Origin of the sequence: Neorhizobium sp. R1-B (assembly GCF_004368875.1) — a bacterium.
In the GTDB taxonomy this organism is placed as follows: Bacteria; Pseudomonadota; Alphaproteobacteria; order Rhizobiales; family Rhizobiaceae; genus Neorhizobium; species Neorhizobium huautlense.
The window spans coordinates 1-26,597 of sequence record NZ_SOEM01000010.1 but is presented as its reverse complement, the minus strand read 5'-3'; the positions used below and the strand labels follow the sequence as shown (position 1 = coordinate 26,597).

At 60.3% G+C, this 26,597-nt stretch carries 25 protein-coding genes and 1 pseudogene; 10 read left to right on the top strand and 16 right to left on the bottom strand.

What is annotated here, in order from left to right:
* Positions 1-5: 5 nt before the first annotated feature.
* The 9 genes from EDE05_RS15220 to EDE05_RS15180 all read right to left on the bottom strand — a co-directional run bounded on the left by EDE05_RS15220 (position 6) and on the right by EDE05_RS15180 (position 10,510).
* Positions 6-740 carry a nucleotidyltransferase family protein gene (locus tag EDE05_RS15220; RefSeq protein WP_132411032.1) on the bottom strand — a complete coding sequence of 245 codons (735 nt, stop codon included), beginning with the start codon at positions 738-740 and terminating at the stop codon, positions 6-8.
* A gap of 22 nt (positions 741-762) precedes the next feature.
* Positions 763-2,274, bottom strand: a complete 1,512-nt coding sequence (gene tsaE / locus EDE05_RS15215; RefSeq protein ID WP_132411030.1) for a tRNA (adenosine(37)-N6)-threonylcarbamoyltransferase complex ATPase subunit type 1 TsaE — start codon at positions 2,272-2,274, stop codon at positions 763-765.
* A complete protein-coding gene (locus tag EDE05_RS15210; protein WP_132411028.1) occupies positions 2,271-4,853 on the bottom strand; it encodes a PAS domain-containing sensor histidine kinase in 2,583 nt (860 codons plus the stop codon). The genes tsaE and EDE05_RS15210 overlap by 4 nt, the downstream gene beginning before the upstream one ends.
* 221 nt (positions 4,854-5,074) lie before the next feature.
* Positions 5,075-6,475 (bottom strand): adenosylhomocysteinase, encoded by a 1,401-nt coding sequence (ahcY, locus tag EDE05_RS15205; protein WP_105372230.1) that lies wholly within the window; start codon positions 6,473-6,475, stop codon positions 5,075-5,077.
* A gap of 165 nt (positions 6,476-6,640) precedes the next feature.
* Positions 6,641-6,919, bottom strand: coding sequence for an HPr family phosphocarrier protein (locus EDE05_RS15200; protein ID WP_105372231.1), 279 nt, complete (start codon positions 6,917-6,919; stop codon positions 6,641-6,643).
* Between the two features lie 14 nt (positions 6,920-6,933).
* Entirely contained in the window at positions 6,934-7,335 is a 402-nt protein-coding gene (locus tag EDE05_RS15195) for a PTS sugar transporter subunit IIA (RefSeq protein WP_105372232.1), read from the bottom strand.
* A gap of 125 nt (positions 7,336-7,460) precedes the next feature.
* Positions 7,461-7,925, bottom strand: coding sequence for an HPr kinase/phosphatase C-terminal domain-containing protein (locus EDE05_RS15190; RefSeq protein ID WP_112796089.1), 465 nt, complete (start codon positions 7,923-7,925; stop codon positions 7,461-7,463).
* The gene (locus tag EDE05_RS15185) at positions 7,922-9,685 is read right to left on the bottom strand and encodes a sensor histidine kinase (RefSeq protein ID WP_245505144.1); all 1,764 of its coding nucleotides are present in this window, start codon (positions 9,683-9,685) and stop codon (positions 7,922-7,924) included. Before EDE05_RS15185 ends, EDE05_RS15190 begins: the two co-directional genes overlap by 4 nt.
* 102 nt (positions 9,686-9,787) lie before the next feature.
* Entirely contained in the window at positions 9,788-10,510 is a 723-nt protein-coding gene (locus EDE05_RS15180; RefSeq protein WP_105372275.1) for a response regulator transcription factor, read from the bottom strand.
* Positions 10,511-10,837: 327 nt separating this feature from the next.
* Between EDE05_RS15180 and EDE05_RS15175 the strand changes: the two genes are divergently transcribed.
* The 3 genes from EDE05_RS15175 to EDE05_RS15165 all read left to right on the top strand — a co-directional run bounded on the left by EDE05_RS15175 (position 10,838) and on the right by EDE05_RS15165 (position 13,599).
* Positions 10,838-12,448 (top strand): phosphoenolpyruvate carboxykinase, encoded by a 1,611-nt coding sequence (locus EDE05_RS15175; RefSeq protein WP_132411024.1) that lies wholly within the window; start codon positions 10,838-10,840, stop codon positions 12,446-12,448.
* Between the two features lie 103 nt (positions 12,449-12,551).
* A complete protein-coding gene (arfB, locus tag EDE05_RS15170; protein WP_132411022.1) occupies positions 12,552-12,986 on the top strand; it encodes an alternative ribosome rescue aminoacyl-tRNA hydrolase ArfB in 435 nt (144 codons plus the stop codon).
* 1 nt (position 12,987) lies between these two features.
* Positions 12,988-13,599, top strand: a complete 612-nt coding sequence (locus EDE05_RS15165) for an alpha-ketoglutarate-dependent dioxygenase AlkB (RefSeq protein WP_132411020.1) — start codon at positions 12,988-12,990, stop codon at positions 13,597-13,599.
* A 27-nt stretch (positions 13,600-13,626) separates the two neighbouring features.
* Here EDE05_RS15165 and coaA read toward each other — a convergent pair whose 3' ends face one another.
* From coaA to hisB, 7 genes are read right to left on the bottom strand one after another with little or no spacing between them, the layout of a single operon-like run.
* Positions 13,627-14,616 (bottom strand): type I pantothenate kinase, encoded by a 990-nt coding sequence (gene coaA, locus EDE05_RS15160; RefSeq protein WP_105372238.1) that lies wholly within the window; start codon positions 14,614-14,616, stop codon positions 13,627-13,629.
* Complete coding sequence (locus EDE05_RS15155; protein ID WP_105372239.1) at positions 14,613-14,936, bottom strand: phosphoribosyl-ATP diphosphatase; 324 nt, start codon at positions 14,934-14,936, stop codon at positions 14,613-14,615. Before EDE05_RS15155 ends, coaA begins: the two co-directional genes overlap by 4 nt.
* 14 nt (positions 14,937-14,950) lie before the next feature.
* A complete protein-coding gene (hisF, locus tag EDE05_RS15150; RefSeq protein ID WP_105372240.1) occupies positions 14,951-15,727 on the bottom strand; it encodes an imidazole glycerol phosphate synthase subunit HisF in 777 nt (258 codons plus the stop codon).
* The gene (gene hisA, locus EDE05_RS15145; RefSeq protein ID WP_132411018.1) at positions 15,724-16,467 is read right to left on the bottom strand and encodes a 1-(5-phosphoribosyl)-5-[(5-phosphoribosylamino)methylideneamino]imidazole-4-carboxamide isomerase; all 744 of its coding nucleotides are present in this window, start codon (positions 16,465-16,467) and stop codon (positions 15,724-15,726) included. Before hisA ends, hisF begins: the two co-directional genes overlap by 4 nt.
* A gap of 29 nt (positions 16,468-16,496) precedes the next feature.
* Positions 16,497-17,147: an imidazole glycerol phosphate synthase subunit HisH gene (gene hisH / locus EDE05_RS15140; protein WP_132411016.1), complete on the bottom strand. Its 651-nt coding sequence runs from the start codon at positions 17,145-17,147 to the stop codon at positions 16,497-16,499.
* A complete protein-coding gene (locus EDE05_RS15135) occupies positions 17,147-17,629 on the bottom strand; it encodes a DUF2628 domain-containing protein (RefSeq protein ID WP_132411014.1) in 483 nt (160 codons plus the stop codon). Before EDE05_RS15135 ends, hisH begins: the two co-directional genes overlap by 1 nt.
* Positions 17,630-17,648: 19 nt before the next feature.
* Positions 17,649-18,257, bottom strand: a complete 609-nt coding sequence (hisB, locus tag EDE05_RS15130) for an imidazoleglycerol-phosphate dehydratase HisB (protein WP_132411203.1) — start codon at positions 18,255-18,257, stop codon at positions 17,649-17,651.
* A 178-nt stretch (positions 18,258-18,435) separates the two neighbouring features.
* On the opposite strand from hisB, the gene hslV reads away from it, so the two are divergent.
* The 7 genes and pseudogenes from hslV to EDE05_RS15095 all read left to right on the top strand — a co-directional run.
* Complete coding sequence (gene hslV, locus EDE05_RS15125) at positions 18,436-18,963, top strand: ATP-dependent protease subunit HslV (RefSeq protein ID WP_112738415.1); 528 nt, start codon at positions 18,436-18,438, stop codon at positions 18,961-18,963.
* Positions 18,950-19,474 carry a GNAT family N-acetyltransferase gene (locus tag EDE05_RS15120; RefSeq protein ID WP_132411012.1) on the top strand — a complete coding sequence of 175 codons (525 nt, stop codon included), beginning with the start codon at positions 18,950-18,952 and terminating at the stop codon, positions 19,472-19,474. Before hslV ends, EDE05_RS15120 begins: the two co-directional genes overlap by 14 nt.
* Positions 19,471-20,778: an ATP-dependent protease ATPase subunit HslU gene (hslU, locus tag EDE05_RS15115; RefSeq protein WP_105372247.1), complete on the top strand. Its 1,308-nt coding sequence runs from the start codon at positions 19,471-19,473 to the stop codon at positions 20,776-20,778. The genes EDE05_RS15120 and hslU overlap by 4 nt, the downstream gene beginning before the upstream one ends.
* 230 nt (positions 20,779-21,008) lie before the next feature.
* On the top strand, positions 21,009-21,923 hold the full coding sequence (locus EDE05_RS15110; protein ID WP_245505143.1) for a DUF1402 family protein: 915 nt from the start codon (positions 21,009-21,011) through the stop codon (positions 21,921-21,923).
* 43 nt (positions 21,924-21,966) lie between these two features.
* Positions 21,967-23,385 carry a cytochrome P450 gene (locus EDE05_RS15105; protein WP_132411008.1) on the top strand — a complete coding sequence of 473 codons (1,419 nt, stop codon included), beginning with the start codon at positions 21,967-21,969 and terminating at the stop codon, positions 23,383-23,385.
* Between the two features lie 51 nt (positions 23,386-23,436).
* Positions 23,437-25,440: a hydantoinase/oxoprolinase family protein gene (locus tag EDE05_RS15100; protein WP_132411006.1), complete on the top strand. Its 2,004-nt coding sequence runs from the start codon at positions 23,437-23,439 to the stop codon at positions 25,438-25,440.
* Between the two features lie 96 nt (positions 25,441-25,536).
* Positions 25,537-26,597: pseudogene (locus EDE05_RS15095) on the top strand (malate synthase G); the annotation flags it as partial.

Here is a 26,597-nt window from a genome sequence, read left to right as displayed (position 1 = left end):
ACGGCTCAGGCTCCCGCTGAATGGCGGGTAATGACCGCCTCGGCGGCAGGCAGGGCTTCCGGTGTGCCGACGGTAATCCATTCTCCCTCCATCATCATGCCGAACAGGCGGCCTTTTTCGATCGCCCGGTCGAAATAGATGTTGAGATTGAAGGCATCCGCCGGCGCCTCATCGAGGAGGGAGGAATGCATGACGATCGCGCCGGCATAAACGACTGGGTTATCGCCGCCATCGGCATAACGAAAGAGGCGCCCATCCGGGTCGAGCTGAAAATCCTTCTTGCCGTTGTGGCCGGTGGTCCGTTCGAGGGGGACGCAGAGGAGTGCCAAATCCATCGCATTCGGATCGAAAAATTCGGCAAGGCGCTGAAGGTTCGTCTTTGCGCTTGGTTTTTCGCCGATCCAGAAAAGATCGGCATTCATGACGTAGAGGAGACCCGGATCCAGCAGTTTGAGCCCCTTGGCGAGGCCTCCGCCGGAATTCATCAACGCCGCACGTTCATCCGAGATCACGATTTGCAGACGGGGATAAGCTGCAAGATGTGCCTCCATCATGCCGGCAAAATGGTGGACGTTGACGGCCGCGCGCCTGACGCCGGCATCCGCCAGAGCGTCGAGCGCATAATCGATCATCGGCTTGCCGGAGACGGGCACCAGCGGCTTGGGCATCGTATCGGTGATTGGCCGCAAACGGGTGCCGAGGCCTGCGGCAAGTACCATGGCCTGTTGGATGGTGGTCATGCCTGCTGTTTTAGAGCCGTGGCTATGATTCGGGTAGCTCTATTCCGACCTTCTTGCACCATTCCCGCAGAGGCGTCAGGGTTTCGTGCTTTAAAGCGGTTGCAAGGTAACCAAGCGTGCGGGGCATGTGCTTCATATAGCCCGGTTTGCCATCCCGCTGCATGAGCCGCACCCAGAGGCCCGAAAGCTTGCAATTGCGTTGAGCCGCCATGATCGCCCAGGCTTTGTGGAAAGCCGGTTCGTCGAAGGCGCCGAGCGAGCGTCGTAGGGTCACGTAGTCGACCATCATCTGGTCGGCGAGCGGTTTTGGTATGTCGACCCGCGCATCCTGGACGATCGACGCAAGATCATAGGCCGTCGGACCGATCATCGCATCCTGAAAATCGATCAGCCCGACGCGGTGCACGCCCGACTCGTTTGGGCGCCAGATGATATTGGGTGAATGGAAGTCGCGCAGCAGAAGGTTCTTTTCGGAACCTTCCAGCTCCCGGATCAGGCCAGCCCAGATTGCAAGATAGTCCTCCCGCTCTTCTTCGGTCGCCGGAGTGCCGCGTTTCCACGGCAGATGCCAGTCGACAAGAAGCCGAGCTTCCATAGCCATTGCGGTCGGATCGAAGTCCGGAATGTGGTGGATATGGCTTTCGCCGACGGGCAGGTCCTGCCGCATCTCGTGGCTGTGCAGAAAAGCAAGACATACGACGCTTTCACGGTAGCGCTCCGGGATCGGTCGACCGTTCGCGTCCAGGACGCCTTCGCTGCCGAGGTTCTCGATCAGCAAAATGCCCTGGTCATAGTCGACATGCAGGACCTGCGGCGCAGCCAGCCCCAGTTCGCGCAGATACTGGGCGATGGCGACGAAAGGATAGGCGTCTTCGGCCAGATGCGCCACCTTGGGGTAAGGTTTGCCGTCGAGTACGGCCGGACCTGCGGGCGGCTTTGGCCAGTCCATCAGGATCAGTGTCTCGCCAGCCGATGTCGTGATCTTCTCGTAAGCCCGCATCGAGGCGTCGCCGGTCAGGAAACGGCGCCGAGCGTTATCATGACCATGCTTGCTCAAAAACGCACGGATCGCCAGAACCCGGCGGACGCGCTTCATCTGGGCTTCCGGTCCCCTAATCGTTGCTTGTCGCCCGCCTTCATGATGTTCGAGGCGCAGGGAGATACGTGTGGAGGGCAACAGGTCGTCGGCGATTTCCGGCCACTCGACAAGGCAGATGCCGTTTGCGAGCGCTTCATCGAAACCGAGCTCATCCAGCTCGGAGGCGTGACCGAGCCTGTAGAGGTCGAAATGCGCCACCGGAATCCGCAGGTCGTAGCTCTGCACGAGCGTGAAGGTCGGGCTTGGGACTTCCAGCTCGTCATCGTCGGCCAATGCCCGCAGCAAAGCGCGGGCAAGTGTGGATTTGCCGGCGCCGAGATCGCCGGAAAGAGCCAGCCAGTCGCCTTGCCTGAGCGCAAGTGCCAAATCTTCCCCCAGCCGAATCGTGTCGGCTTCGTTGGCAAGAAGAAGCGTTAAATCCGTGGCGCCCGTCATTCGGCGGCGACGGAATGTGTCTTGCCGGCGGCGCTCGGAACGCGGCAGGTGACGGTCGTCCCCTGGCCCGGCTGGCTGTCGATCGTGACGTCACCGTGATGCAGATTGACGAAGCTTTCGACGATCGACAAGCCGAGGCCCGCGCCGCTGCGCTTGCCACCCTTGGCGCTGGAGGAGAAGCGGTTAAAGACGTTCTTCAGTATTTCTTCCGGGATGCCGGGGCCTCTGTCGGTCACGGAGAAGAATACGTCATTGGGGGTGCGCCAGCAATTGAGGGTGATGGCTGACCCTTCCGGCGCAAAATTCGTTGCATTGGTGAGCAGCTTTATGAGGATCTGCTTCAGCCGTTGCTGGTCCGCGACGATCGTGCCCAGGCCGGCCGGCGCGGTGATGGCAAGCGTAACTCCGTTTTCGTGCAGCCGATCGGCAATCTGCATTGCCACGTCATCGAGCAGATCGTCGATGGCCAGTTCCGAATAATGGAGCTGCATGATGCCTGCATCGACGGTCGCAAGGTCTAGAATGTCGTTGACGATCGTCAGCAGGACCGAGGACGACGTCGAGATGTGGTCGATATATTCCGATTGCCGCTCGTTGAGAGGACCGATGCCCGGCGTCTTCAGGAGATCCGTAAAACCGATGATATTGGTGAGCGGCGAGCGAAGCTCGTAGGATACGTGCTGCACGAAATCGTTCTTGATCTCGTCGGCCTTCCGCAACGCTTCGTTCTTCTCCTTCAGCGCCCGTTCGGCCCGCGCACTTGCCGTCATATCGACAAAGGTGAACATCGTCTGGGCGTTCGGCAGCGGGGTCACGGCATAGTCGAGGACCAGGCCCGAATAGAGCTCGAAGGTTCCCTGAAGCGAGGGCCGTTCGTCATCGAAATTGGTCAGCATCTGGCCAAACCGGCGCCAGCCGTCCGGCTTGTCGTAGGACGGCGCGCAGGCCGCCTCGATCGCCTTGATGTGAGTGTTCGGCTTGGCTTCGTCGGCCGTGATGCCCCACAGCGCCCGGAAGGCCGGGTTGGAGAGACGGATGCGCCCGTCCGGACCGAAAACGGCAACGCCTTCGGAGAGGTGGTCGATGGTTTCGCCCTGAACCTTGACCAATGTATTGTAGCGGGTTTCGAGGCTCACCTGCTCGGTCAGGTTTTCAAAGACCCATGTGGCGCCGCCCTGCGGATGCGCCGTGGCAATCACGCGCAGCGTCTGGCCATTCGGTAGATGCCAGAGGTCCGTCTGCGTGTCCGGCGAGCGGTACACGGAAAGCGCGGTTTCCTTCCAGCTCCGCCAGTTGAGCTGCTCCGGCAATTTGCCTTCGCTGCGCAATTTGTCCAGCAACTCACTATTGTCCGGCCGCGAATCCAGGAAGGGAAGGCTTAGGCCCCAGAGCTGGGCAAAGGCCTGATTATAGAACTGCAGCCGGCGGTCCCCATCGAAAATCGCAACCGGGGTTGCGAGGTGATCAAGAGTTTCCGCATGACTTCTCAGCGTTCGCTTCAGTTCCTCGCGCACCGCTTCCGCCTCGGACACGTCTATAGCCATGCCCGCGGAACCGCCCGGCATGACGACGTCCACAACATCGAACATGGTCCGGTTGCCATGCACCACTGTCGAAATCCGGTCATGGAAAGGTGAGGCCGGCGTCGCGGCCGCCTTGATCTTTTCGCGGGCGATCGTGCCGAGGAATTCGCGTCCCTCTTCGATTGCCCGATCTGGCGTGGGCGCTTCGACGGCGTCGCCATAGGCGTGGTTGACCCAGCTGAGTTTACCTTGATGGTCTCGCCGCCATACCGGCTGTTCGATCGCATCGAGCAGCGAGTGGAATAGGGAAATCGAGCCGGCAAGCCGTTCGCGTTCGATTTTCAGTTCGGCAAGCTCGGCGCGCAAGTTATTGAGCGCGATAAAGCGCACAAAAGCCTTGCCACCCGAAACGCGGCCCTGAACCTCGAGAATCTCGTCCCGGTTGGTCTCGACGATCATATCGAAGGTGCGTGCTTCGCTGCGAAGAAGCTCAATCGACTTTTCGAGTTCGCCTGCAGATAGGCTGCGAAGCCAGCGGCCGAACGCCAGGAAGTCGCGATCCTGCTGTGGAGCTCCGGTCTCCGCTGGCAGCTGGCCGAGGAACTCGGGCTTCGATGCTCCGCCCTCCCAGATGACGATGCGTCGGTTCTTGTCGGCGATCAGGGCCTCATATTTGGAAATGCGTTGTTGTGCATCCGAAAGTGCGCTGCGCATTTCCTGCGTCTCGGCCTCCATATTGCCCCGTTGACGCACCAGCCAGACAGCGGAAAGAAGCGCGGCGCCAAGTGCGCCGAGGACGACCGATGAAACCACGACTTCGGTTGAGGAAAAGAGGCGGGTCGCTTCCGTGGCGGACTGCTGCGCAAGAGCAGCTGTCGCAAGTCCAGAGAGAGCGGTTCCCGAAAGAATGGCGCTGCCGAAGCGGGCGAGACGATTGAATCCGCCCGCAGCCGCTCCGTCATCCGGATCTCCGGATACGGATTGCGAGGCCGGAGAACCAACTCCGTCGCAAGAGGGATCGGCCTGCTTGAACAGGCTCGTTATTTTTACCGACATAACCGGTCTGTCTCCGTCCAATTGCCGCTCATCGACAAGACATACCATTTCGTGCCTTGCCCGGAGCCGACGACCTGAGGTCGACGGGCCGGAACCGCACGAATCATTCATAAAAGGATACTTGTTAAGGGAATCGCCGGGAAGGGATTCGGCCAAAAAAGAGGCCGCAGCCTATTGTCAAGGCTGCGGCCGCTACATGTTGTGGATTAACCGGCTACCGATTAATAGCGGTAGTGTTCCGCTTTGAACGGCCCTTGAGTCGACACGCCGATATAGGCAGCCTGTTCCTCGGAAAGTTCGGTCAGCTTCACGCCGAGCTTATCGAGGTGCAGGCGCGCGACCTTCTCGTCGAGGTGCTTCGGCAGGATATAGACCTGGTTCTGGTACTGACCCTGGTTGGTGAAGAGCTCGATCTGCGCCAAAGTCTGGTTGGTGAAGGACGCGGACATCACGAAGGACGGGTGACCCGTCGCGTTGCCGAGATTCAGGAGGCGGCCTTCCGACAGCAGGATGATGCGGTTGCCCTTCGGGAACTCGATCAGGTCGACTTGCGGCTTGACGTTGGTCCACTTTAGGTTACGGAGTGCTGCGACCTGGATCTCGTTGTCGAAGTGACCGATATTGCCGACGATCGCCATGTCCTTCATCGCGCGCATGTGCTCGATGCGGATGACGTCCTTGTTGCCGGTGGTGGTGATGAAGATGTCTGCCGTCGAAACCACATCCTCGAGCACCACGACTTCAAAGCCGTCCATCGCTGCCTGCAGCGCGCAGATCGGATCGACTTCCGTGACCTTGACGCGGGCGCCGGCTCCGGCGAGCGAAGCGGCCGAACCCTTGCCCACGTCACCGTAGCCACAAACGACGGCAACCTTGCCGGCCATCATCACGTCGGTACCGCGACGAATGCCGTCGACCAGCGACTCCTTGCAGCCGTATTTGTTGTCGAACTTCGACTTGGTGACGGAATCGTTGACGTTGATCGCCGGGAAGGGCAGCAGGCCCTTCTTGGAGAGTTCGTAAAGGCGGTGAACGCCGGTCGTCGTCTCTTCCGTGACGCCCTTGATGGCGTCGCGCTGCTTGGTGAACCAGCCCGGCGAAGCCTTCAGGCGCTTCTTGATCTGTGCGAAGAGGATTTCCTCTTCTTCCGAACCCGGGTTCGACAACACGTCCTCTCCGGCTTCGGCGCGGGCGCCAAGCAGGATATACATGGTGGCGTCGCCGCCGTCGTCGAGGATCATGTTCGAGAAGCCGCCATCGGCCCACTGGAAGATCTTGTCGGTATATTCCCAGTATTCGGTCAGCGACTCGCCCTTGACGGCGAAGACGGGGATGCCGGCTGCCGCGATCGCGGCTGCAGCGTGATCCTGCGTCGAAAAGATATTGCAGGATGCCCAGCGGATTTCAGCGCCGAGTTCCTTCAAGGTTTCGATCAACACCGCCGTCTGGATGGTCATGTGCAGCGAACCGGTGATGCGAGCGCCCTTCAACGGCTTCGATTCGCCGAATTCGGCGCGGCAGGACATCAAGCCTGGCATTTCAGTTTCGGCAATGTCGAGTTCCTTGCGGCCGTAGGCGGCAAGATTGATATCCGCGACGACGTAATCCTTTTCAGTGCTCATGAAGCTCTCCAGGTGTTCGATAACGCTTGCCTCGCGTGCAGGACGCGCGACAGATCGCCCAGGCAGGCGAAGGCTGCCAGCGGTTTAGCAGGCTTACGGTCACGAGGCAACCAGGATATAAAGAAGTCTTTATATCTTTATATCAGGACGAAATGACGAGAAAGGTTAGGCTTCTTCGCCGAATTTGTTCGCTACGAGCTGTCCGAGCGCTTCCAGCGCCTCAAGGGCCTGCTTGCCGGCAGCGGCAACCTCGATGGTGCAGCCGGTGCTTGCGGCGAGCATCATCAGCCCCATGATCGATGTTCCGCCGACCGTCGTGCCGTCCTTAGAGACGGTGATCTGCGCATCGAAGCTTTCGACCATCTGCACAAATTTAGCGGATGCGCGGGCGTGCAGGCCGCGCTTGTTGACGATCAGGAATTCGCGGGAGAGGGAGGACGACATCCGGGCGTTGGTTCTCATTTGCCGCTGAGGACACGGCTTGCGACATTGATATATTTTCGGCCGGCCTCCGACGCTTCGGCGAGGGCCTTGTCCATGTTGTTGTCGCTGCGCACCCCGGCAAGTTTGATGAGCATGGGCAGATTCATGCCGGCGATAACTTCCGTCTTGCCGCTTTCCATGACGGAAATGGAGAGGTTGGAAGGGGTGCCGCCGAACATGTCGGTAAGGATGATGACGCCATGGCTGTCATTTGCCTTGCTCACGGCATCGACAATGTCCTGCCGGCGTTGGTCCATGTCGTCTTCGGGGCCGATCGATACGGTTTCGATGAATTTCTGAGGTCCGACGACATGCTCGACTGCATGACGAAATTCCTCAGCCAGCTTGCCATGAGTGACAAGCACAAGTCCGATCATGAAAACTGCCCCCTGCTATGGAAACTCGCGGCATTATCGCATCGCAATAAAGCCGTCCAGCGGTGGGAAGCCATCTTCTCCATGTAGAATCGAAGTTCAAGTTAAAAAATCAGGCGGCCGGACAATCAAAAGGGGATTTCACCGTGGAGATCGGAGGCAAACGCTGCGAGAACCGCAAGCGGATCAGGCGTTCCTTGCCATATCCTGATGAGCGGAAGCTCTCCGATGCCGGCAATGGAGAAACGTTCGTTTTCGGGTGGGAGCCGCTCGCTTTCCGGATGGGGGATGACTGCCACGGCGAGATCGAGTACGGCGGCCGCAATGCTCTCAACCTTTGCAATGCCGCTGCCGCGTAATTCGATAAGCTCCGCGATCGGGTCGGGACGGCTTGCGACGAGCTGCTCACCGTGGCGAGAGACGAAAACCTGGTCGTCGGCGACCAAAGCCGCAAAGGCACCCTGTCTTCGGGCTGCGGCGATGCAGGCGAAGGCGAGCATGGATTTGCCGCTGCCGGAAGGCCCAGTGAACAAAATTCCGCGCGTGCCCAGAACCACGGCCGTGGCGTGGATGTTGAGCGTGCCTCCGTTCATTGCGTTTCGCCGGCCGGCAGCGAGAGGACGAATCGCGCACCCGACGTGGCGCCGGTTTTCGGGTCGTGCAGGTTCTCAGCCTTCAGCGTACCGCCATGGGCTTCCGCGATCTGACGGCTGATCGACAGACCAAGGCCGGAATTCTGGCCGAAGCTCTCGCCTTCCGGCCGGTCGGTGTAAAAGCGCTCGAAAATCCGGTCGATATCTTCCGCCTGAATACCAGGGCCATTGTCATCGACGGTGATGGTGACGCTGTCCTTGATACGCGACAGGCGGATCGAAATGCGCCCCCCTTTCTCCGGTACGAAGGAGCGGGCATTTTCGATGAGATTGGTAACAATCTGCCCGAGGCGGAGATCGTGGCCGTTGACGAGATAGGCCGATTTGTTGCCACCCTTGCGGTCGACCGCCAGGTCGATCTCTACCGGCTTGCGTCCGGTTCGTATCTGGCGCGAGATATCGACCAGATTGCCGAGCAGGTTTTCCATGTTGACCGATGAGGCATCGGAACGGGCAAGCTCCGCATCAAGCCGCGAGGCGTCGGAAATGTCGCTGATGAGGCGATCGAGGCGGCGCACGTCGTGGAAGATAATCTCCGTCAGCCGCTGCTTCGACTCCTCCGACTTGGCAAGAGGCAGGGTTTCCACCGCGCTTCGCAGCGAAGTGAGCGGGTTCTTGAGTTCGTGGCTGACGTCCGCTGCAAAACTCTCGATCGCATCGATCCGATCATAAAGCGCGTTGGTCATTTCGCGCAGGGCGATCGAAAGGTTGCCGATCTCGTCCTGCCGGTAGGCAAAATCCGGGATCTCCTCGCGTTGCTTGGCCCCCCGCCGCACCCGGATAGCCGCTGCCGCGAGCCGCCGCAGCGGATTGGCGATAGTCGATGACAGGAGCAGCGACAGCAGGATGTTGACCAGTGTCGCGACGCCGAAGACCCGCATGATCGCCAGCCGCTCGGCATGTACGATCTTGTCGATATCGCCGGCCTGGGTCGAGAGCAGAAGTACGCCAAGGACAGCCCGGAAACGCTGGACAGGGACCGCGACGGATACGATCAACTCGCCGCGGTCGGTGACGCGCACCAGCGCTCCGCGCACGCCCGTCAGCGCATTCATCACTTCCGGATAAATCGAGCCGTCACCGCCCGGAGCTTCCTTGTAGACCGGCAAATTGCCCGGCTGCAGAAGGCGGTTGAAAAGGCTGCCGAACCATTCGCTCCAGGTCTGCGTCTCGTTTTCGACCGGTGGCAGGTCAAATCGCAGGACTTGGCCGCGCGAATAGAGATGGCGGGAGTCGAGCAGCAGATTGGCGTCGGCGTCGAAGATGCGGGCGCGCGTGCGGGTCGGCGAAATGAGACGCCGCAGGACCGGGGCCACCCGTTCCGGATCGATCGGAAAATCCAGATCCTCGTCGTTCGGCACCGGCGTAATGCTTTGGCCGGCCTGAAGTTCGAGAAGCTTTTGCGGATCGATGGTGATCGAGTTGGTGTCGACGGACGCGGAGGCCGAGATCGCCCCCGCAATGATCTCGCCTTGGGTCAGAAGGCTTTCCACCCGGGCGTCGATCAGTCCCTCGCGGAACTGGTTGAGGTAAAGGATGCCCGCGACGAGAACAACCGTCGCGGCGATGTTGAAAAACAGGATGCGGCGAGTGAGGCTGGAAAAGACGGCGTGGCCGAACACCCGGCGGATGAGCGTGAAAGGCCGCGACCAGAAACGCCGCGGCGCGCGGCGCGCCTCGACCTTCTCCGTTCTGGCCATTTCATTGTCGAATGTCTGATCTGCCACTGCAGTCCTTCCACCGGACCAATTATCTCTGGTCCGGCCGTGGCCTCAAGTTATCATGCCGCAAGGAAGCCTGTTTCAAGCCGCCTCGCGGAACCGGTAACCTACGCCGTAGAGCGTTTCGATCATATCAAAGTCGTTGTCGACCATCTTGAATTTCTTGCGCAGCCGTTTGATGTGGCTGTCGATCGTGCGATCGTCCACATAGACCTGCTCGTCATAAGCCGCATCCATCAGCGCGTCGCGGCTCTTCACGACTCCTGGCCGCTGCGCCAAGGAATGCAGGATCAGAAACTCGGTCACCGTCAGTGTCACCGGCTCGCCCTTCCAGGTGCATGTGTGACGCTCCTGGTCCATAAGGAGCTGGCCCCGCTCCAGCGTGCGCGCGGCCTGCTGATCCGATGCCACCTTTCCGCTTCCGACAGCCTGCGCTTCGCGGCTGCCCGCGCGGCGCAAGATCGCCTTCACCCGTTCCACCAGAAGACGCTGTGAGAACGGTTTGGTGATGAAATCATCGGCGCCCATCTTCAGTCCGAACAGCTCGTCGATCTCCTCGTCCTTGGACGTCAGGAAGATGACGGGCAGGTCCGACTTCTGACGAAGTCGCCGCAACAGTTCCATTCCGTCCATGCGCGGCATCTTGATATCGAAGATTGCCAGCTGCGGCGGGCGGGCGATCAGCCCGTCGAGCGCAGAGGCGCCGTCCGTATAGGTTTCAACCTTGTATCCTTCCGCCTCCAGTGCAATCGACACCGAAGTCAGGATATTGCGGTCGTCGTCCACGAGCGCGATTGTCTGCATGCTCTCCGTCTCCGTCACCATTTATGCGCATCTCCCGGAATCGCCCCAGCCCGGGGGCTTCAGCCGATGCGCTTCTTGAGTATAAAGGTGGAACAAATTGTGGCAAAGATAAAGGGGCGGCTTACGATCCTAGAATTGTATCAGAAATTCGACGTGCCGCTAACGCGGGATTAAAACCATCCTTAAACCGATTTAAAGAGGAATAAATTTTTTTAAATCGATTAATTAATTGATATTGCTAGGCAATTTTAGGAATTGCCCTTGCCCTTTCCGAAATCCCCCATTAATTTCGCGCCACGTTCAACTATAAGCGGAAGGAATGCGCGCATGGAGGAGTTTGGACTTCACAACCCGTCCAACGGGTTGGCGGCGATCGGTTTCGGCGATGTATCGCGTGTCAATTACAATTTGTCCGAAGTCGAGCTTTATGAAGAAGCCATTCGCCGCGGTGAAGCCGATCTGACGGCCGACGGCGCGCTGAGGGCCATCACGGGACAGCACACCGGCCGGTCCCCCAAGGACAAATTCATCGTCCGCGACGGCAATACCGAAGACCAGATCTGGTGGGACAATAACAAGCCCATGTCGCCGGAACACTTCGAGGTCCTGCGGAAGGACATGCTCGCCCATGCCGCTGGCAAGGCTCTCTATGTGCAGGATCTGATCGGCGGCGCCGATCCGGAAAATGCGCTTCCGACCCGTATGATCACGGAACTGGCCTGGCACGCGCTGTTCATCCGCAATCTTTTGATCCGGCCGAACCGCGCCTCTCTCGAAAACTTCGTGCAGAAGCTGACCATCATCAACCTCCCGAGCTTCCGCGCTGACCCGGCCCGCCACGGTTGCCGCTCGGAGACGGTCATTGCTTGCGACTTGACCAATGGCCTGGTTCTGATCGGCGGCACGTCCTATGCGGGCGAGAACAAGAAGTCAGTTTTCACGGTCCTGAATTATTTGTTGCCGGCCAAGGGCGTCATGCCGATGCACTGCTCGGCAAATGTCGGCTCGGCGGACGATACCGCCGTTTTCTTCGGCCTTTCGGGGACCGGCAAGACGACGCTTTCGGCTGATCCCAGCCGAACCCTTATCGGCGACGACGAGCATGGTTGGGGCGAGACCGGCGTCTTCAATTTCGAAGGCGGCTGCTATGCCAAGGCAATCAGGCTATCTGCCGAGGCGGAACCGGAAATCTATGCCGCGACCCGCAGGTTCGGCACCGTGCTCGAGAATGTCGTGCTTGACGAGAACCGCGTTCCGGACTTCAACGACAGCTCGCTGACCGAAAACACCCGCAGCGCCTATCCCCTGCATTTCATCCCGAACGCATCGGAAACCGGCCTTGCACCGCATCCGAAGACGATCATCATGTTGACGGCCGATGCCTTCGGCGTCATGCCGCCGATCGCCAAGCTGACGCCGGAACAGGCCATGTATCACTTCCTTTCCGGTTATACCGCCAAGGTCGCCGGTACGGAAAAAGGCGTGACAGAGCCGGAGGCCACCTTCTCGACCTGCTTCGGCGCTCCCTTCATGCCGCGCCATCCGGCCGAGTACGGCAATCTGCTCAAGGAGCTGATCGCCCGTCACGGCGTCAATTGCTGGCTGGTCAATACCGGTTGGACCGGCGGCGCTTACGGCGTCGGTCGCCGTATGCCGATCAAGGCAACCCGCGCTCTGTTGACCGCCGCTCTCAACGGCAGTCTCAACAGCGCCGAGTTCCGCACGGATCCGAATTTCGGTTTTGCGGTGCCCGTTGCCGTCGAGGGTGTCGACAACTCTATTCTCGACCCGCGCTCGACCTGGGCCGACGGCTTGGCTTACGACGTTCAGGCGCAGAAGCTGGTTTCGATGTTCATTTCGAACTTCGAGAAGTTCGAGGATCACGTCGACAGCGAGGTGCGCGACGCGGCGCCTGGATTTCTCGTCGCCGCCGAATAAGCTCAAGCAATGATTCACGTGGAACCGCCGGCTGCTCAGCTGGCGGTTTTCTTTTTGCCGGCTTTGTGGGAAAGATGCGGCCAAACGCAAAGACCCGTCGATCATGGCCAGCAATCCCCTCGTTATCAACAGCCGCATTACCATCGCCGGATGGGAATTGACCGAGCAGTTCGTGCTTGCCGGCGGTCCGGGCGGGCAGAACGTCAATAAGGTCTCCACAGCCGTTCAGCTGTTCTTCGATATCGCCAATTCCCCCTCGCTGCCTGAGCGAATCAAGGCAAATGCCCTCAAGCTTGCCGGAAAACGGGTGTCGAAGGACGGTGTGCTGATGATAGAAGCGAGCCGTTTCCGGAGCCAGGAGCGCAACCGCGAAGAGGCGCGCGAGCGGTTGAAGGAACTGATCCTGGAGGCCGCCAAACCGCCGCCGCCGCCAAGAAAAGCCACCAAGCCGACCAAAGGTTCGGTCGAGCGCCGGCTGAAGGAGAAGTCCGGCCGCTCGGAGGTGAAGAAAATGCGGGGCCGCCCCACCGGAGATTGACTTGGCAACGCTATCGAACGGCATACGTCATCTGCCGGAATATCTGGATCGGCCGGCGCAGGAACGCCTGGTCGAGAGGATTCGCGCCATTGTAACGGAAGCGCCGCTCTATGTGCCGGAAATGCCCGGCACGGGAAAACCCATGTCGGTGCGCATGACGAATTGCGGGTCGCTCGGCTGGGTGACCGACAAGGATGGGGGCTATCGGTATCAACCGTTTCATCCGCTAACGGGGAAGCCATGGCCCGCCATTCCGCAGGAACTGATCGATCTGTGGACGTCGCTCTCGGACTACCCGAAAGCGCCGGAAGCCTGTCTCGTCAATTTCTATTCGGACGAGGCCAAGATGGGGCTGCACCAGGACAGGGACGAGATCGATCTGGCAGCGCCGGTTCTTTCGGTCTCACTTGGCAACAGCTGTCTGTTCCGGGTCGGTGGCTTGAGCCGCAAGGACCCGACGCGTTCCTTCCGGCTGGCGAGCGGGGATATCGTAGTGCTCGGCGGGGAAGGGCGGCTGGTCTTCCACGGCGTCGATCGCATCTATCCCGGCACGTCTACGCTTCTGAAGAACGGCGGCCGGATCAATCTGACCCTTCGCCGAGTCAACATCTAAAATTATCGATAGCCGCCGATCCATCGCCTACAATTTGCGGAGCGACACCGTTTCCACGAGGTGATTGCGCCCCTTACGCAGGATGAGGTCGGCGCGAGGACGCGTCGGCAGGATGTTCTGCCGCAGGTTCTTGAGATTGATGTTTTCCCAAAGCCCCTCGGCGACGGCGCGTGCTGCGTCCGCGTCAATGGCAGCGTATTTCTTGAAGAAGGAAGTCGGATCGCGGAAGGCGGTCTGGCGCAGTTTCATGAAGCGCTGGACGTACCAGGTATGAATCTGCTCCTCGTCCGCGTCGATATAGATCGAAAAATCGAAGAAATCCGAAACGATCGGCACGATCTTTCCATCGGCGGGCAACGCCCGCGACTGCAGGACATTGATGCCTTCGAAGATCAATATGTCCGGCCGGTCGACGAGAGTGAATTCGTTGGGCAGCACGTCATAGGTGAGGTGCGAATAGCGCGGCGCCTTGACGTTGGGCTCGCCTGCCTTGATCGCCGAAAGAAAGCGCAGGATGGCGCCCACGTCGTAGCTTTCCGGAAAACCCTTGCGCTCCATCAGGTTCTCGCGCTGCAGCACGGCATTGGGATGGAGAAAACCGTCTGTGGTGATCAGATCCACCTTCGGGCTCGACGGCCATCTGGCGAGCAATTCCTGCAGGATACGCGCTGTCGTCGATTTGCCGACGGCCACCGACCCGGCGATTCCAATGATGAAAGGCGTCTTGGTGACGTCCGAGAGGCTCAGGAAGCGGTTTCTCTGCTGGAATAGAAGCTGAGAAGCTTCGACATGCGAAGACAGCAGGCGCGAGAGCGAGAGATAGATCCGCCGCACCTCGTCGAGATCGATCGGGTCGTCGAGGGATCTAAGCCGCCCTACCTCGTCCGCCGTCAGCGTCAGGGGCGTATCGGCGCGGAACCTCGCCCATTCGTCAGCCGTGAATCGATGATAGGGCGAGTAATATTCGACAATCGCGTCCGGATCGGACGTTTCGGCGGATTGAGGTGCTATATTCATGATGTCGGCCGGCCCGCCTTTTCCTGGATCCCGGATTGACCGGTCCGCCGTTGAAGCTCTTCCAGGATATCCTGTAGCGGGATGCCGGCAATATTCAATACGACCATAAGGTGATAGAGGAGGTCCGCGCTTTCGCCGACCAGATCCTTCCGGTCCTGTGAGACTGCCGCAATGACCGTCTCGACGGCCTCTTCGCCAAGCTTCTTGGCGGCCTTCATCTGCCCGGCGGCCACGAGCTTCGCCGTCCAGGATTCATCGGGCGAGGCCTTGGCGCGCTGCGCCACGATCCGTTCGAGGTCACCAAGAGAAAATTCACTCACACTGTCTCTCCCGGTCAGTCGAGCCGCATCGCAACGCCATGCTCGGCCATATAATGCTTCGCTTGACCCACCGTATAGGTACCGAAATGGAAAATCGATGCGGCGAGCACGGCGGTGGCGTGGCCTTCCTTGATGCCTGCGACCAGATCGTCGAGATTGCCGACACCGCCGGATGCGACGACGGGCGCTCGGACGCTATCGGCAATCGTGCGCGTCAGTTGTAGGTCGTAGCCGCTTTTCGTGCCGTCGCGGTCCATGGAGGTCACAAGCAGTTCGCCCGCGCCCCGCTCCACCATCTTGATCGCAAATTCGACCGCATCGATGCCTGTCGGATTGCGCCCGCCATGGGTGAAGATCTCCCATCGGGCGGTTTCATCAGCAGCCGATACCTTCTTGGCATCGATCGAGACGACGATGCACTGGTTGCCGAACTTGTCGGCCGCCTCTGCCACGAAATCCGGATTGTTGACGGCGGCCGAATTGATCGAGACCTTGTCCGCTCCGGCCAGCAGCAGCTTGCGGATGTCGGAAGTGGCCCGCACCCCGCCGCCGACGGTGAGCGGCATGAAACAATGCTCTGCCGTGCGGGCAACCACGTCAAAGATGGTTTCGCGATTGTCCGAAGAGGCGGTGATGTCGAGGAAGCACAATTCGTCGGCGCCGGCAGCATCATAGGCTTTTGCGGCCTCCACCGGATCTCCGGCATCGATGAGATCGACGAAGTTCACGCCTTTCACGACGCGGCCGTCCTTAACATCCAGGCAAGGAATAACGCGGGCCTTCAAGGTCATGCGGCACGTCCTTTCTGGGCGCGGATCAACGCCAATGCCTGCGCGGGATCGATACGGCCGTCGTAAAGCGCGCGGCCGGAAATTGCACCTTCGAGCCGCGCCGCATCCGGTTCCAGCATGCGGGCGATATCGTCAAGAGAAGCAAGCCCGCCGGACGCGATCACTGGGATGGAAACAGCATTCGCAAGCTCAAGCGTCGAAGGCCAGTTGATACCGGTCAGAATGCCGTCGCGATCGATATCCGTGTAGATGATGGCTGAAACGCCGGCTCCCTCGAACTTCCGGGCAAGCTCGATGACGCCAAGTTCCGAAGCCTCGGCCCAGCCTTCGACGGCGACCTTGCCGCCCTTGGCATCGATGCCGACGGCGACCTTGCCGGGAAACTTCTTGCAGGCTTCGATCACCAGCCCCGGGTCGCGCACGGCAACGGTTCCGAGGATGACGCGGGCAAGTCCGCGCGAAAGCCAGGCTTCAATATGATCGAGCGTCCGGATGCCGCCGCCGAGTTGAACGGGGTTCTTCGTGGCTTTCAAGATTGCATCGACGGCGGCGCCGTTGACGCTTTCGCCGGCGAAGGCACCATTCAGGTCAACCACGTGCAGCCATTCGAAGCCTTGGTCCTCGAAGGCCTTGGCCTGCGCTGCGGGGTCGGGATTGTAGACGGTGGCCTGCGCCATGTCGCCGAGCTTCAGGCGGACGCACTGGCCGTCTTTCAAGTCTATTGCGGGAAATAGGATCATGGGGTGTTCAGTCCTGGCAGTACGCGAGCTCAAGGCTTCCAGCGCAGAAAATTGGAGATCAGGGCGAGGCCCAGTGTCTGGCTCTTTTCCGGGTGGAACTGAGAGCCCACGACATTGTCGCGTCCGACAAAAGCCGTCATGGCGCCGCCGTACTCGGTGGTGGCGATCACGTCGTGCCGGTGTTTTGCCGCCAGATGGTACGAATGCACGAAATAGGCGTGCAGCCCGGCGGGACCTGTCGGAATGCCTTCGAAGAGCGGGTGGGGGTGATGCAGGTCGAGCGTGTTCCAGCCGATCTGCGGGATTTTCAGGTGAGGGTCGTTGGGGGTCATCTCGACAACGTCTCCCTCGATCCAGCCGAACCCTTCGGTGATCGTCTTCTCTAGCCCACGCGAAGACATAAGCTGCATGCCGACGCAGATGCCGAGAAAGGGGCGCCCTTTATGTTCGACGACGTCTATGATGGCGTCCCGCATGCCCGGAACCGCATCAAGCCCCGCCCGGCAATCGGCATAGGCGCCAACGCCCGGTAGTACGATCCGGTCGGCTGTCGCGACGGCATCCGCCTTGTCGGTGAGGTCGATCACGGCCTCGATGCCCGCCTCGCGGGCGGCCCGCTCGAAGGCCTTGGTCGCAGAACGCAGATTGCCCGACCCGTAGTCTATGATTGCGACGCGCATCAGCGTCCTCCTTGGTAGTCGAAAAGGCCGATACCTGGCCCTTGCCAGCCGTACGTGGACGGCTTTGCCTGCTTCGTCCATGCGCTCGGGGCCGGCAGTTGTTGTTCGTCGGGTTGCGGCAGATGGGAAAAATAGATCTCTTCCGCTGTCGCCAGATCGGGCGCGGTAATCACCGTTTCCACCGTCCAGCCGCGTCTGATCAGCGCTTCGGAGCGATAATGTCGACCTTCCAGCGCGACGAGCAAGTTGATCGCGAAGGCGCACAGGAAGCCTCCAAGCTCGAAACCGGGCAAGCTCGTCAGAAGGCCGCCGCCGATCTGGCCGAAGAGTACCACGATCCCGGCGAGCCAGAGCCTGTGCCAGATGAGCCAGATCCATGGAAAGAATAGCGCCATCCAGGAAAACCCGTCCGGCAGTACGAGCGTCGAGCGGTGGTCCCTATCCGGGCCTCCAGGCGGTGTCAGAACGAGATAGCTTCTCAAGGAGTTTCTCCCGGAGCGGCTAGACCAGCATTCCCTTTGTGGAGGGGACGCGATTGGCCTGCCGCGGATCGATTTCGGTTGCCGCGCGGAGCACCCGCGCCACGGCTTTGAAGCAGGTCTCGGCGATATGGTGGTTGTTCGCGCCGTAGTGGTTCGTCACATGCAGCGTGATGCCGGCGTTCTGGGCAAAAGCCTGGAAGAATTCCCGCACGAGTTCCGTATCGAATGCGCCGATCTTCGGCGCGCTGAAAGCGACGTTCCAGACAAGGAAAGGCCGGCCGGAAATGTCGATGGCGGCCTTGGTCATGGTTTCGTCCATAGCAAGGTCGATCGAAGCATACCGCTGAATGCCCCGCCTGTCGCCGAGCGCCTTCGAAAGTGCCTGCCCGAGCGCGATTCCGGTATCTTCTACCGTATGATGATCATCGATATGCAGGTCGCCCTTCACGTCGATATTCATGTCGATAAGCGAATGTCGTGACAACTGGTCGAGCATATGATCGAAAAAACCGACGCCCGTGGAAACCTTTGCCGCCCCGGTGCCGTCGAGATTGACGGAAACGGAAACGGAAGTCTCGTTGGTCTTGCGGGAAATGGTTCCTGCACGCCGGATCGTGGTTTCGCCCATCGGGGTCTGCTCCATGCACTAGATGAGGCTCCTTATCAGGCAGAAAGCCAAATATCCAGCAAAAGCCGGACATCCCCGTCCGCAAGATTGCATTCCGCGGCGCCCAACTTACATAGGGTCCAACGAGGCTTTTCGTGCCTCCAACCAATGCCCCCACCAGGGGCTCAACGGGTGCTGAATGACAACAATTATCACTGTACGGAAAGGCGGCAAGGTGATCATGGCTGGTGACGGCCAGGTGAGCCTCGGCCAGACCGTGATGAAGGGCAATGCCCGCAAGGTGCGCCGTATCGGCAAGGGCGAAGTGATTGCCGGTTTTGCCGGCGCCACGGCGGATGCCTTTACCCTGCTCGACCGGCTGGAAAAGAAGCTCGAGCAATATCCGGGTCAGCTCATGCGCGCGGCCGTCGAACTTGCCAAGGATTGGCGCACGGACAAGTATCTGCGCAATCTCGAAGCGATGATGCTGGTCGCCGACAAATCCACCACGCTTGCCGTGACCGGCAATGGCGACGTGCTGGAACCCGAACATGGCGTGACGGCGATCGGCTCCGGCGGGAATTTTGCTTACGCCGCCGCGCGCGCCCTGATGGATACGGACAAGTCGGCGGAAGAGATTGCCCGGCAGGCGCTCGATATTGCCGCCGACATCTGCGTCTACACCAATCACAACCTGGTTGTGGAAGCGTTGGATGCCGACAGCTGACGGCGCCCGCCGCTATCATTTCCGCGATGTCGTCAGCGAAGATTTTCCTCTGCTGGCGAAGTGGCTCGCCGAACCGCATGTGGCGGAATGGTGGGGCGAGGTCGGTGAGGAGCTGACAAGCATCAGGCACTCGATGTCGAGTATCGAAACGAGGCCTATGATCGCAGAGTTGGACGGCCAGCCGATCGCTTACCTCCAGTACTACGATCCGCATCTGGAAGAGGGGCATCCCTACCAGGATCAGCCGAAAGGCACACTTGGCATAGATATCTCGATCGGGACGCCGGATCTCATTGGAAAAGGGCATGGCAGTGCGATCGTTCGCCAGCTTGTGGATGAACTTTTCGCAGCCGGCGCTAAACGGATCGTCATCGACCCCGACCCGGAAAATATCCGCGCGATCCGCGCCTATGAAAAGGCAGGTTTCCGCTACATCGACACCAGGACATCCATCTATGGTCCGGCGCATTTCATGGCGCTGGATGCACCGGAAGAAACGGATTTGAAATGACTACTTTTTCACCCAGAGAAATCGTCTCTGAACTCGACCGCTACATCATCGGTCAGCATGACGCCAAACGCGCCGTCGCGATTGCGCTCCGCAATCGCTGGCGCCGCCAGCAGCTCGACGAGAGCCTGCGCGACGAGGTGATGCCGAAGAACATCCTGATGATCGGCCCGACCGGCGTCGGCAAGACGGAAATATCCCGCCGTCTGGCCAAACTTGCCGGAGCGCCGTTCATCAAGGTCGAAGCGACCAAGTTCACCGAGGTCGGCTATGTAGGTCGCGACGTCGAGCAGATCATTCGCGATCTCGTGGAAGTCGGGATCGGCCTGGTGCGGGAGAAGAAGCGCGCGGAAGTGCAGGCCAAGGCCCATATGAGCGCGGAAGAAAGAGTGCTCGATGCGCTTGTGGGTGCGACCGCGTCTCCAGCGACGCGCGACAGTTTCCGCAAGAGACTGCGCAACGGAGAGATGGACGACAAGGAGATCGAGATCGAAATCTCCGATACGGGCTCAGGTATGCCCGGCTTCGAAATTCCAGGCATGCCGGGCGCCAATATCGGCGTGCTCAACCTGTCCGAAATGTTCGGCAAGGCGATGGGCGGTCGTACCAAGAAGGTGCGTACGACGGTGGCGAAGTCCTATGGCGAACTGATCCGGGATGAATCCGACAAGCTGATCGACAACGAGGTCATCCAGCGGGAAGCTGTCCGGTCGGTCGAGAATGATGGGATCGTGTTCCTGGACGAGATCGACAAGATTGCCGCCCGTGACGGTGGCCTCGGTGCCGGGGTTTCCCGGGAAGGCGTCCAGCGTGACCTGCTTCCCCTGGTCGAAGGGACGACCGTTTCGACCAAATACGGGCCGGTGAAGACGGATCATGTTCTCTTCATCGCTTCCGGCGCCTTTCATGTGGCGAAGCCTTCGGACCTGCTGCCGGAACTGCAGGGCCGCCTGCCGATCCGCGTGGAACTGAGGCCTCTGACGAAGGAGGATTTCCGCCGGATCTTGACCGAAACGGAAGCAAGCCTGATCCGGCAGTACAAGGCGCTTATGGGCACGGAAGAACTGGCGCTCGATTTCACCGAGGATGCGATAGACGCATTGGCGGATGTCGCCGTACATCTCAACTCCTCGGTGGAAAACATTGGCGCCCGCCGTCTCCAGACAGTAATGGAGCGGGTTCTTGACGAAATCTCGTTCAACGCTCCGGACCAGGGAGGTACGTCGGTGATGATCGATGCGGAATATGTCCGCAAGCATGTCGGTGATCTTGCCGCCGATACCGATCTGTCCCGTTACATTCTATAGTGTCGCAACGTGGCAGCCGGGCAACGTCCGGCTGCTTTTATGCAGACTGACGGGATTTTGAATGGTCGCGTCTCGACAGGTCGGTGACGATTCACGTAAGGGGGACGTGTTTTCTGGAAATGCGGTTCCCCCTTGAAGCGAGCCGATGGAATGGCTTTAAGCATCCCGTGCCGGAAGCCGGCATAGACGAAATCCTGGGACACGAAATCTTGAGACGCATTCTTCTGGCATTGGTTCTTGCCGTCGCTCTACCGGCGGCTTCCTCCGTTTTCGCCACCGGTCTGACGGTGGTGCCGGAGGGAAATCGCCATGCCGAGCAACCGAAGGTGCCGGGTGCGTCGGTGCGCCGGACCCGTGCCGGCAAGACCAGCTTCGATGAAAAATACGAAAAGATCCGCGATCTGCTCGCCTCCGACAGGAAGCTGGTCGCCAAAATCAAGGCGACCGCTGCCGACTATGGCATCGACGCGATCCACATGATCGGCGCGATCGTCGGCGAACACACCTACAATGTCGACGCCTATGACCGGCTCCAGACCTATTATGTCAAGGCAGCGGCTTATGCCGGCAACAGTTTCCGGTTCGGCTACGGCGACGAGTCGATCCAGGAATTTCTCGCCCGGCCGGAATTCGAAAAATGTGACGACGTTTCCGATTCCTACCGCCTGTGGACCTGCCGCGAGACTGTCTGGGAGCGGAGTTTCCGGGGCCGCACTGTGACGGGCGTGTCCTATCCAGACAACCGTTTCAGCGCCGTCTTCTTCCAGCCCTTTTATGCCGGCCAGACCTTCGGCCTCGGCCAGGTCAATCCGCTGACGGCCTTGATGTTGTCGGACATGGTTGCAAGGACATCCGGCTATCCGAAGCTGGATGAAAACAAAGCTGCGAGCGTCTATGATGCAATCATGGATCCGGACAAATCGCTTGCCTATATGGCCGCCAGCATCCGCCGCGCCATCGACGATTATAAGACTATTGCGGGCATCGACATCTCCCGCAACCCCGGCGTCACCGCGACCCTTTACAACACCGGCGGATCGGCCGAACGCGCCGCAGCGCTGAAGAACCGCGGCGGTCTGCCCGAGGAGAATTATTACGGCTGGCTCGTCAACGACAAGCTGGCCGAGTTGAAATCTCTTCTCTGAGGGCTGATATTCTTCCTCAGGAGACCTTTGAGGAGGGCCGTCGATGGACATGCGCCCCGAACCCTTCGTACCGCCGGCGCCCGTACCGCGTAATCGGCTGCTCAATCCCGCCGAGGTGATCTGGATCGCTCTGCGCAATCCCTTGGAGCTTTGGGGCCGGGCTTCCTATACCCTGCCTTGGATTGAGACGAAGTTCTTCAAGGAGAGGACCCTGATCGTCAATCATCCGGGTCTTATCCGCCACATCATGGTCGACAACTCCGCAAACTACGAGATGTCGGAAATCCGCCAGCTGGTCTTGCGCCCGATCCTGAAGGACGGATTGCTGACCGCCGAGGGAGAGGTCTGGAGGCGCTCGCGCAGAGCCATGGCGCCTGTCTTCACCCCCAGGCATTCCAAAGGCTTCGCGGGCCAGATGCTGGCCGAAGTGCTGGAATTCGCCAGGAAATATCAGGACGTTGGCGCTGGTGGGAAAGTCTTCGACATCTCCGTCGAAATGACCGATCTCACCTATGCCATCCTGTCCGAGACGCTGTTCTCCGGCGAAATTGCCGGGGGCAAGGACTCGGTATCGGAGGACGTCGACCAGCTCCTGCATCGAATGGGGCGTATCGACCCCATGGACATGATGCGTGCACCGCCCTGGGTGCCCCGGCTGACCCGTATCGGCGGAAGAAGGGTGCTGGAAAAATTCCGAGCCATCGTGGCGGAGACCATGGCGCTTCGTCGCGAGCGGATGCGCAAGGACCCGGACACGGTGCCGCAGGACTTCCTGACGCTTCTTCTGCAGCTGGAAGGTCCCGAAGGCCTGACTCGGGACGAGATTGAGGACAATATCCTGACGTTTATCGGCGCTGGCCACGAAACGACGGCCCGGGCGCTTGCCTGGACACTCTATTGCGTGGGGCAATCGCCCTATATCCGCGAGCGTATGGAAGAGGAAATCGACCGGGTTCTTGTGACGGGAGCAGAGCCTGTCGAGTGGCTGGATCTGATGCCGTGGGTGCGGGCTGCCTTCGAAGAGGCGTTGAGGCTTTATCCGCCGGCACCTTCGCTGAACCGTGCTGCAATCGCACGCGATTCCTGGACGAGCCCGGAAGGGGAAGCGATCGATATCGATGCCGGGGTTACGGTTCTCGTCATGCCATGGACCCTGCATCGCCACGAGCTTCTCTGGGATAAGCCGCGCGCCTTCATGCCCGAGCGTTTCCTTCCCGAAAACCGCGGCAGCATCAACCGTTTCCAGTATCTGCCCTTCGGCGTCGGGCCAAGAACCTGCATCGGGGCGACCTTTGCGCTGCAGGAGGCGGTGATCGCACTCTCGGTGTTGATGCACCGCTATCGGTTCGACGTGACGCCGAAGACCAAGGTCTGGCCGGTGCAGAAGCTGACGACACAGCCCCGTAATGGCATGCCGATGCGAGTCAGTCTGCGACGCTCAACGTCTTCCTTGGTGAATTGATCTTTGCCAAGCATGCGATATTGATCGGAGAACGATCTTCAGGAATTTCGCGTGACCTCTCCCATTCTTTTAGGCATCGACACGGGCGGCACCTATACGGATGCCGTACTCTTCCGGGAAGGCGAGGGTGTCATCGCCAAGGCCAAGTCGCTGACGACACGGCACGATCTTGCTGATGGCATCGCCGGTGCCGTCGATGCAGTCCTTGCAAGGAGCGGGTATTCCGCCTCGGAAATCGGGCTCGTCTCTCTTTCGACCACGCTCGCCACCAATGCACTCGTCGAAGGGCAGGGCGGCCGCGCGGCATTGGTGATGATCGGCTTCGGACCGGAGGATGTCACCCGCGGCGGGCTGTCCGAAGCCCTTGGCAATGATCCCGTGATCTTTTTACCCGGCGGCCACGATGTCCATGGAAACGAAACGCCGCTCGAGATGAGCGAGCTTGACAAGGCGATGTCCGGGCTCGGTACCACCGTCTCCTCCTTTGCCGTGGCTGGCTATTTCGCCGTCCGGAATCCGGCTCACGAAATCCGGGTGAGAGACCGCATTCGAAATCTTTTGCATCTGCCGGTTACATGCAGCCATGAACTCACCTCGAAACTCGGAGGCCCGCGAAGGGCGCTGACGACGTTGCTGAACGCGCGCCTTGTCTCGATTGTCGATCGCCTGATCGGCTCCTGCGAGGATTTTCTGGCGAGCCGCGGCATATCGGCGCCGATGATGGTCGTGCGCGGCGACGGCGCGCTGATTTCTGCTTCCGAGGCTCGGCTTCATCCTATCGAAACGATCTTGTCCGGTCCGGCGGCCAGCCTGGTGGGTGCACGGTTTCTCACTGGATTGGACGAGGCCGTCGTCTCGGATATAGGCGGCACCACGACCGATGTCGCGGTGCTTGACGGAGGGCGGCCGAAGCTCGCCGAGGAAGGCGCGGTCGTGGGCGGCCATCGGACCATGGTGGAGGCCGTGGCACTGCGCACCTATGGGCTAGGCGGCGATTCGGAGGTGCATATCGATGATCGCGGCCTCGATGCCCGATTCACGCTGGGTCCTCGGCGTCTGTTGCCGCTCAGTTTGCTGGCTGCAACGCACGGCGAAGCGGTTATCTCCTCTCTCGAGAGGCAATTGCGTGCCACCCATGTCGGTCGGCATGACGGCCGGTTTGCGGTGCGCACAGGAGTGCCGGATATGGTGGCTCAGGGCCTGCCGACGCCGGAGCAGGCCCTCTATGCCCGAATAGGAGAGGGGCCGATCGCACTCAACGATCTCTTGACGATGAACTCCCAGAAGGCGGTACTGGACCGGTTGGTTGCGCGCGGCCTGGTGCATCTGGCAGGCCTGACGCCTTCGGACGCCCTGCATGTGCTTGGACGGCAGAACCAATGGAATGGCGACGCGGCACGAATGGGGCTGGAACTTGCGATCCGGCGCAAGGATGGCTCCGGCCGACAGATCGCGGGATCGCCGGAGGAATTCGCCGAGAAGATCGTCTACCGGCTGACCCGCCAATCGTCGGAGGCTGTCCTTGCGACCTGTCTGGCGGAAGATGGGGCGGAAGGGATCGATCCATCCGTTTCATTGGCTGTCGACCGGGCACTCAAGAAAAGCCCCGGCATCGCCCGCTTGCTGCTGTCGCTCGATCGGCCGCTGATCGGGCTCGGGGCTTCGGCTCCTGTCTATTATCCTGCGGTGGCGGATATGCTGGGCGCAGAAGCCGTCATTCCGTCGGACGCCGATGTCGCCAATGCGGTCGGGGCGGTCGTGGGGCAAATCCGCGCGGTCGTCAGTGTCGTCGTGACCTCTCCGGATGAAGGTCGATTTATCCTGTCCGGCGGTGGCGAACGACTGGCGATCGTTGGAGAGGCCTCAGCACTGGCGGCTGCACGGGAACGAGCGGTATCCGCGGCGCTGGCACAGGCCAAAGCCGGGGGAGCCGACGAGGCGGTCGTCACGCTTTCGGAAGATGTGGACGCGCCGGAAATCGAAGGGTCGAGAAAACTCATAGAGGCCAGGATTACGGCCACGGCCACGGGAAGGCCGCGGATCGCCGCAGGTTGAGGCGGAACCGAACCGTTTCAGGCCTTCGTCGCATTGACACCCGTCCTTGCCCGCGCAATGTGAGACACTTTTTGCAGCGCACATCGGGAGGTATGCATGGGTCGCATTGAAAAGAACGGTCTCGCGATCGACGAGGAGCTTCACGATTTCCTGGTGAAGGAAGCACTCCCGGGCACCGGCGTCGATGCCGGGCGGTTTTTCTCCGAATTTTCGAAGATCGTTCATGATCTCGCATCCAAGAACCGCGCCTTGCTTGCCACCCGTGACGCTTTTCAGCAGAAGCTGGACGACTGGTACCGCAAGAACGGCGCGCCAACGGATCTAGCGGCCTATGAGGCTTTCCTCCGCGAGATCGGTTATCTCTTGCCCGAAGGGCCGGATTTCAGCGTCTCGACCGACAAGGTCGATCCCGAGATTGCCGGGATCGCCGGGCCGCAGCTCGTCGTGCCGGTGATGAACGCCCGGTACGCGCTGAATGCCGCCAATGCGCGCTGGGGTTCGCTCCATGACGCGCTCTACGGAACGGATGCCATTCCCGAAGCCGACGGAGCCGAAAAGGGCAAGGGCTATAATCCGGTTCGCGGCGCGAAGGTGATTGCCTGGGCGCGCGAATTCCTCGATCGGTCCGTGCCGCTGTCGGGGGCAAGCTGGAGCGAAGTCACCTCCTTCGTCGTCACCGATGCCAAGCTGAAGGTTGCAGCCCAGGATGGCAAGACCGTCGAGCTTGCCGACCCTACTCAATTTGCCGGCTATCTTGGCCAGCCGTCGCAGCCGACCCATTTGCTGCTGAGAAGGAACGGCCTGCATATCGAGATCGTGATCGACGCAACCACGCTGACCGGCAAGGACGATCCGGCGAAGATCTCGGATGTCCGCCTCGAGTCGGCCATCACCACGATCATGGATTGCGAGGATTCCGTCGCCGCCGTCGACGCGGAAGACAAGGTCGTGGTCTATCGCAATTGGCTTGGCCTGATGAAAGGCGATCTGGCAGAAGAAGTCGAGAAGGTGGGCAAGAGCTTCACCCGAAAGCTGAACCCTGACACGGACTATTTCGCGCCGGACGGCTCGCGGTTTTCGCTGAAGCGCCGTTCACTGATGCTGGTGCGCAATGTCGGGCACCTGATGACCAATCCGGCCGTGCTGGATAGCGAGGG

Excerpts from the sequence above, each read along its gene's own strand:
- EDE05_RS15220 (WP_132411032.1), bottom strand. The coding sequence starts at position 740 with ATGACCACCATCCAACAGGCCATGGTACTTGCCGCAGGCCTCGGCACC.
- tsaE (WP_132411030.1), bottom strand. The coding sequence starts at position 2,274 with ATGACGGGCGCCACGGATTTAACGCTTCTTCTTGCCAACGAAGCCGAC.
- EDE05_RS15210 (WP_132411028.1), bottom strand. The coding sequence starts at position 4,853 with ATGTCGGTAAAAATAACGAGCCTGTTCAAGCAGGCCGATCCCTCTTGC.
- ahcY (WP_105372230.1), bottom strand. The coding sequence starts at position 6,475 with ATGAGCACTGAAAAGGATTACGTCGTCGCGGATATCAATCTTGCCGCC.
- EDE05_RS15200 (WP_105372231.1), bottom strand. The coding sequence starts at position 6,919 with ATGTCGTCCTCCCTCTCCCGCGAATTCCTGATCGTCAACAAGCGCGGC.
- EDE05_RS15195 (WP_105372232.1), bottom strand. The coding sequence starts at position 7,335 with ATGATCGGACTTGTGCTTGTCACTCATGGCAAGCTGGCTGAGGAATTT.
- EDE05_RS15190 (WP_112796089.1), bottom strand. The coding sequence starts at position 7,925 with ATGAACGGAGGCACGCTCAACATCCACGCCACGGCCGTGGTTCTGGGC.
- EDE05_RS15185 (WP_245505144.1), bottom strand. The coding sequence starts at position 9,685 with ATGGCCAGAACGGAGAAGGTCGAGGCGCGCCGCGCGCCGCGGCGTTTC.
- EDE05_RS15180 (WP_105372275.1), bottom strand. The coding sequence starts at position 10,510 with ATGCAGACAATCGCGCTCGTGGACGACGACCGCAATATCCTGACTTCG.
- EDE05_RS15175 (WP_132411024.1), top strand. The coding sequence starts at position 10,838 with ATGGAGGAGTTTGGACTTCACAACCCGTCCAACGGGTTGGCGGCGATC.
- arfB (WP_132411022.1), top strand. The coding sequence starts at position 12,552 with ATGGCCAGCAATCCCCTCGTTATCAACAGCCGCATTACCATCGCCGGA.
- coaA (WP_105372238.1), bottom strand. The coding sequence starts at position 14,616 with ATGAATATAGCACCTCAATCCGCCGAAACGTCCGATCCGGACGCGATT.
- hisF (WP_105372240.1), bottom strand. The coding sequence starts at position 15,727 with ATGACCTTGAAGGCCCGCGTTATTCCTTGCCTGGATGTTAAGGACGGC.
- hisA (WP_132411018.1), bottom strand. The coding sequence starts at position 16,467 with ATGATCCTATTTCCCGCAATAGACTTGAAAGACGGCCAGTGCGTCCGC.
- hisH (WP_132411016.1), bottom strand. The coding sequence starts at position 17,147 with ATGCGCGTCGCAATCATAGACTACGGGTCGGGCAATCTGCGTTCTGCG.
- hisB (WP_132411203.1), bottom strand. The coding sequence starts at position 18,257 with ATGGGCGAAACCACGATCCGGCGTGCAGGAACCATTTCCCGCAAGACC.
- hslV (WP_112738415.1), top strand. The coding sequence starts at position 18,436 with ATGACAACAATTATCACTGTACGGAAAGGCGGCAAGGTGATCATGGCT.
- EDE05_RS15120 (WP_132411012.1), top strand. The coding sequence starts at position 18,950 with ATGCCGACAGCTGACGGCGCCCGCCGCTATCATTTCCGCGATGTCGTC.
- hslU (WP_105372247.1), top strand. The coding sequence starts at position 19,471 with ATGACTACTTTTTCACCCAGAGAAATCGTCTCTGAACTCGACCGCTAC.
- EDE05_RS15105 (WP_132411008.1), top strand. The coding sequence starts at position 21,967 with ATGGACATGCGCCCCGAACCCTTCGTACCGCCGGCGCCCGTACCGCGT.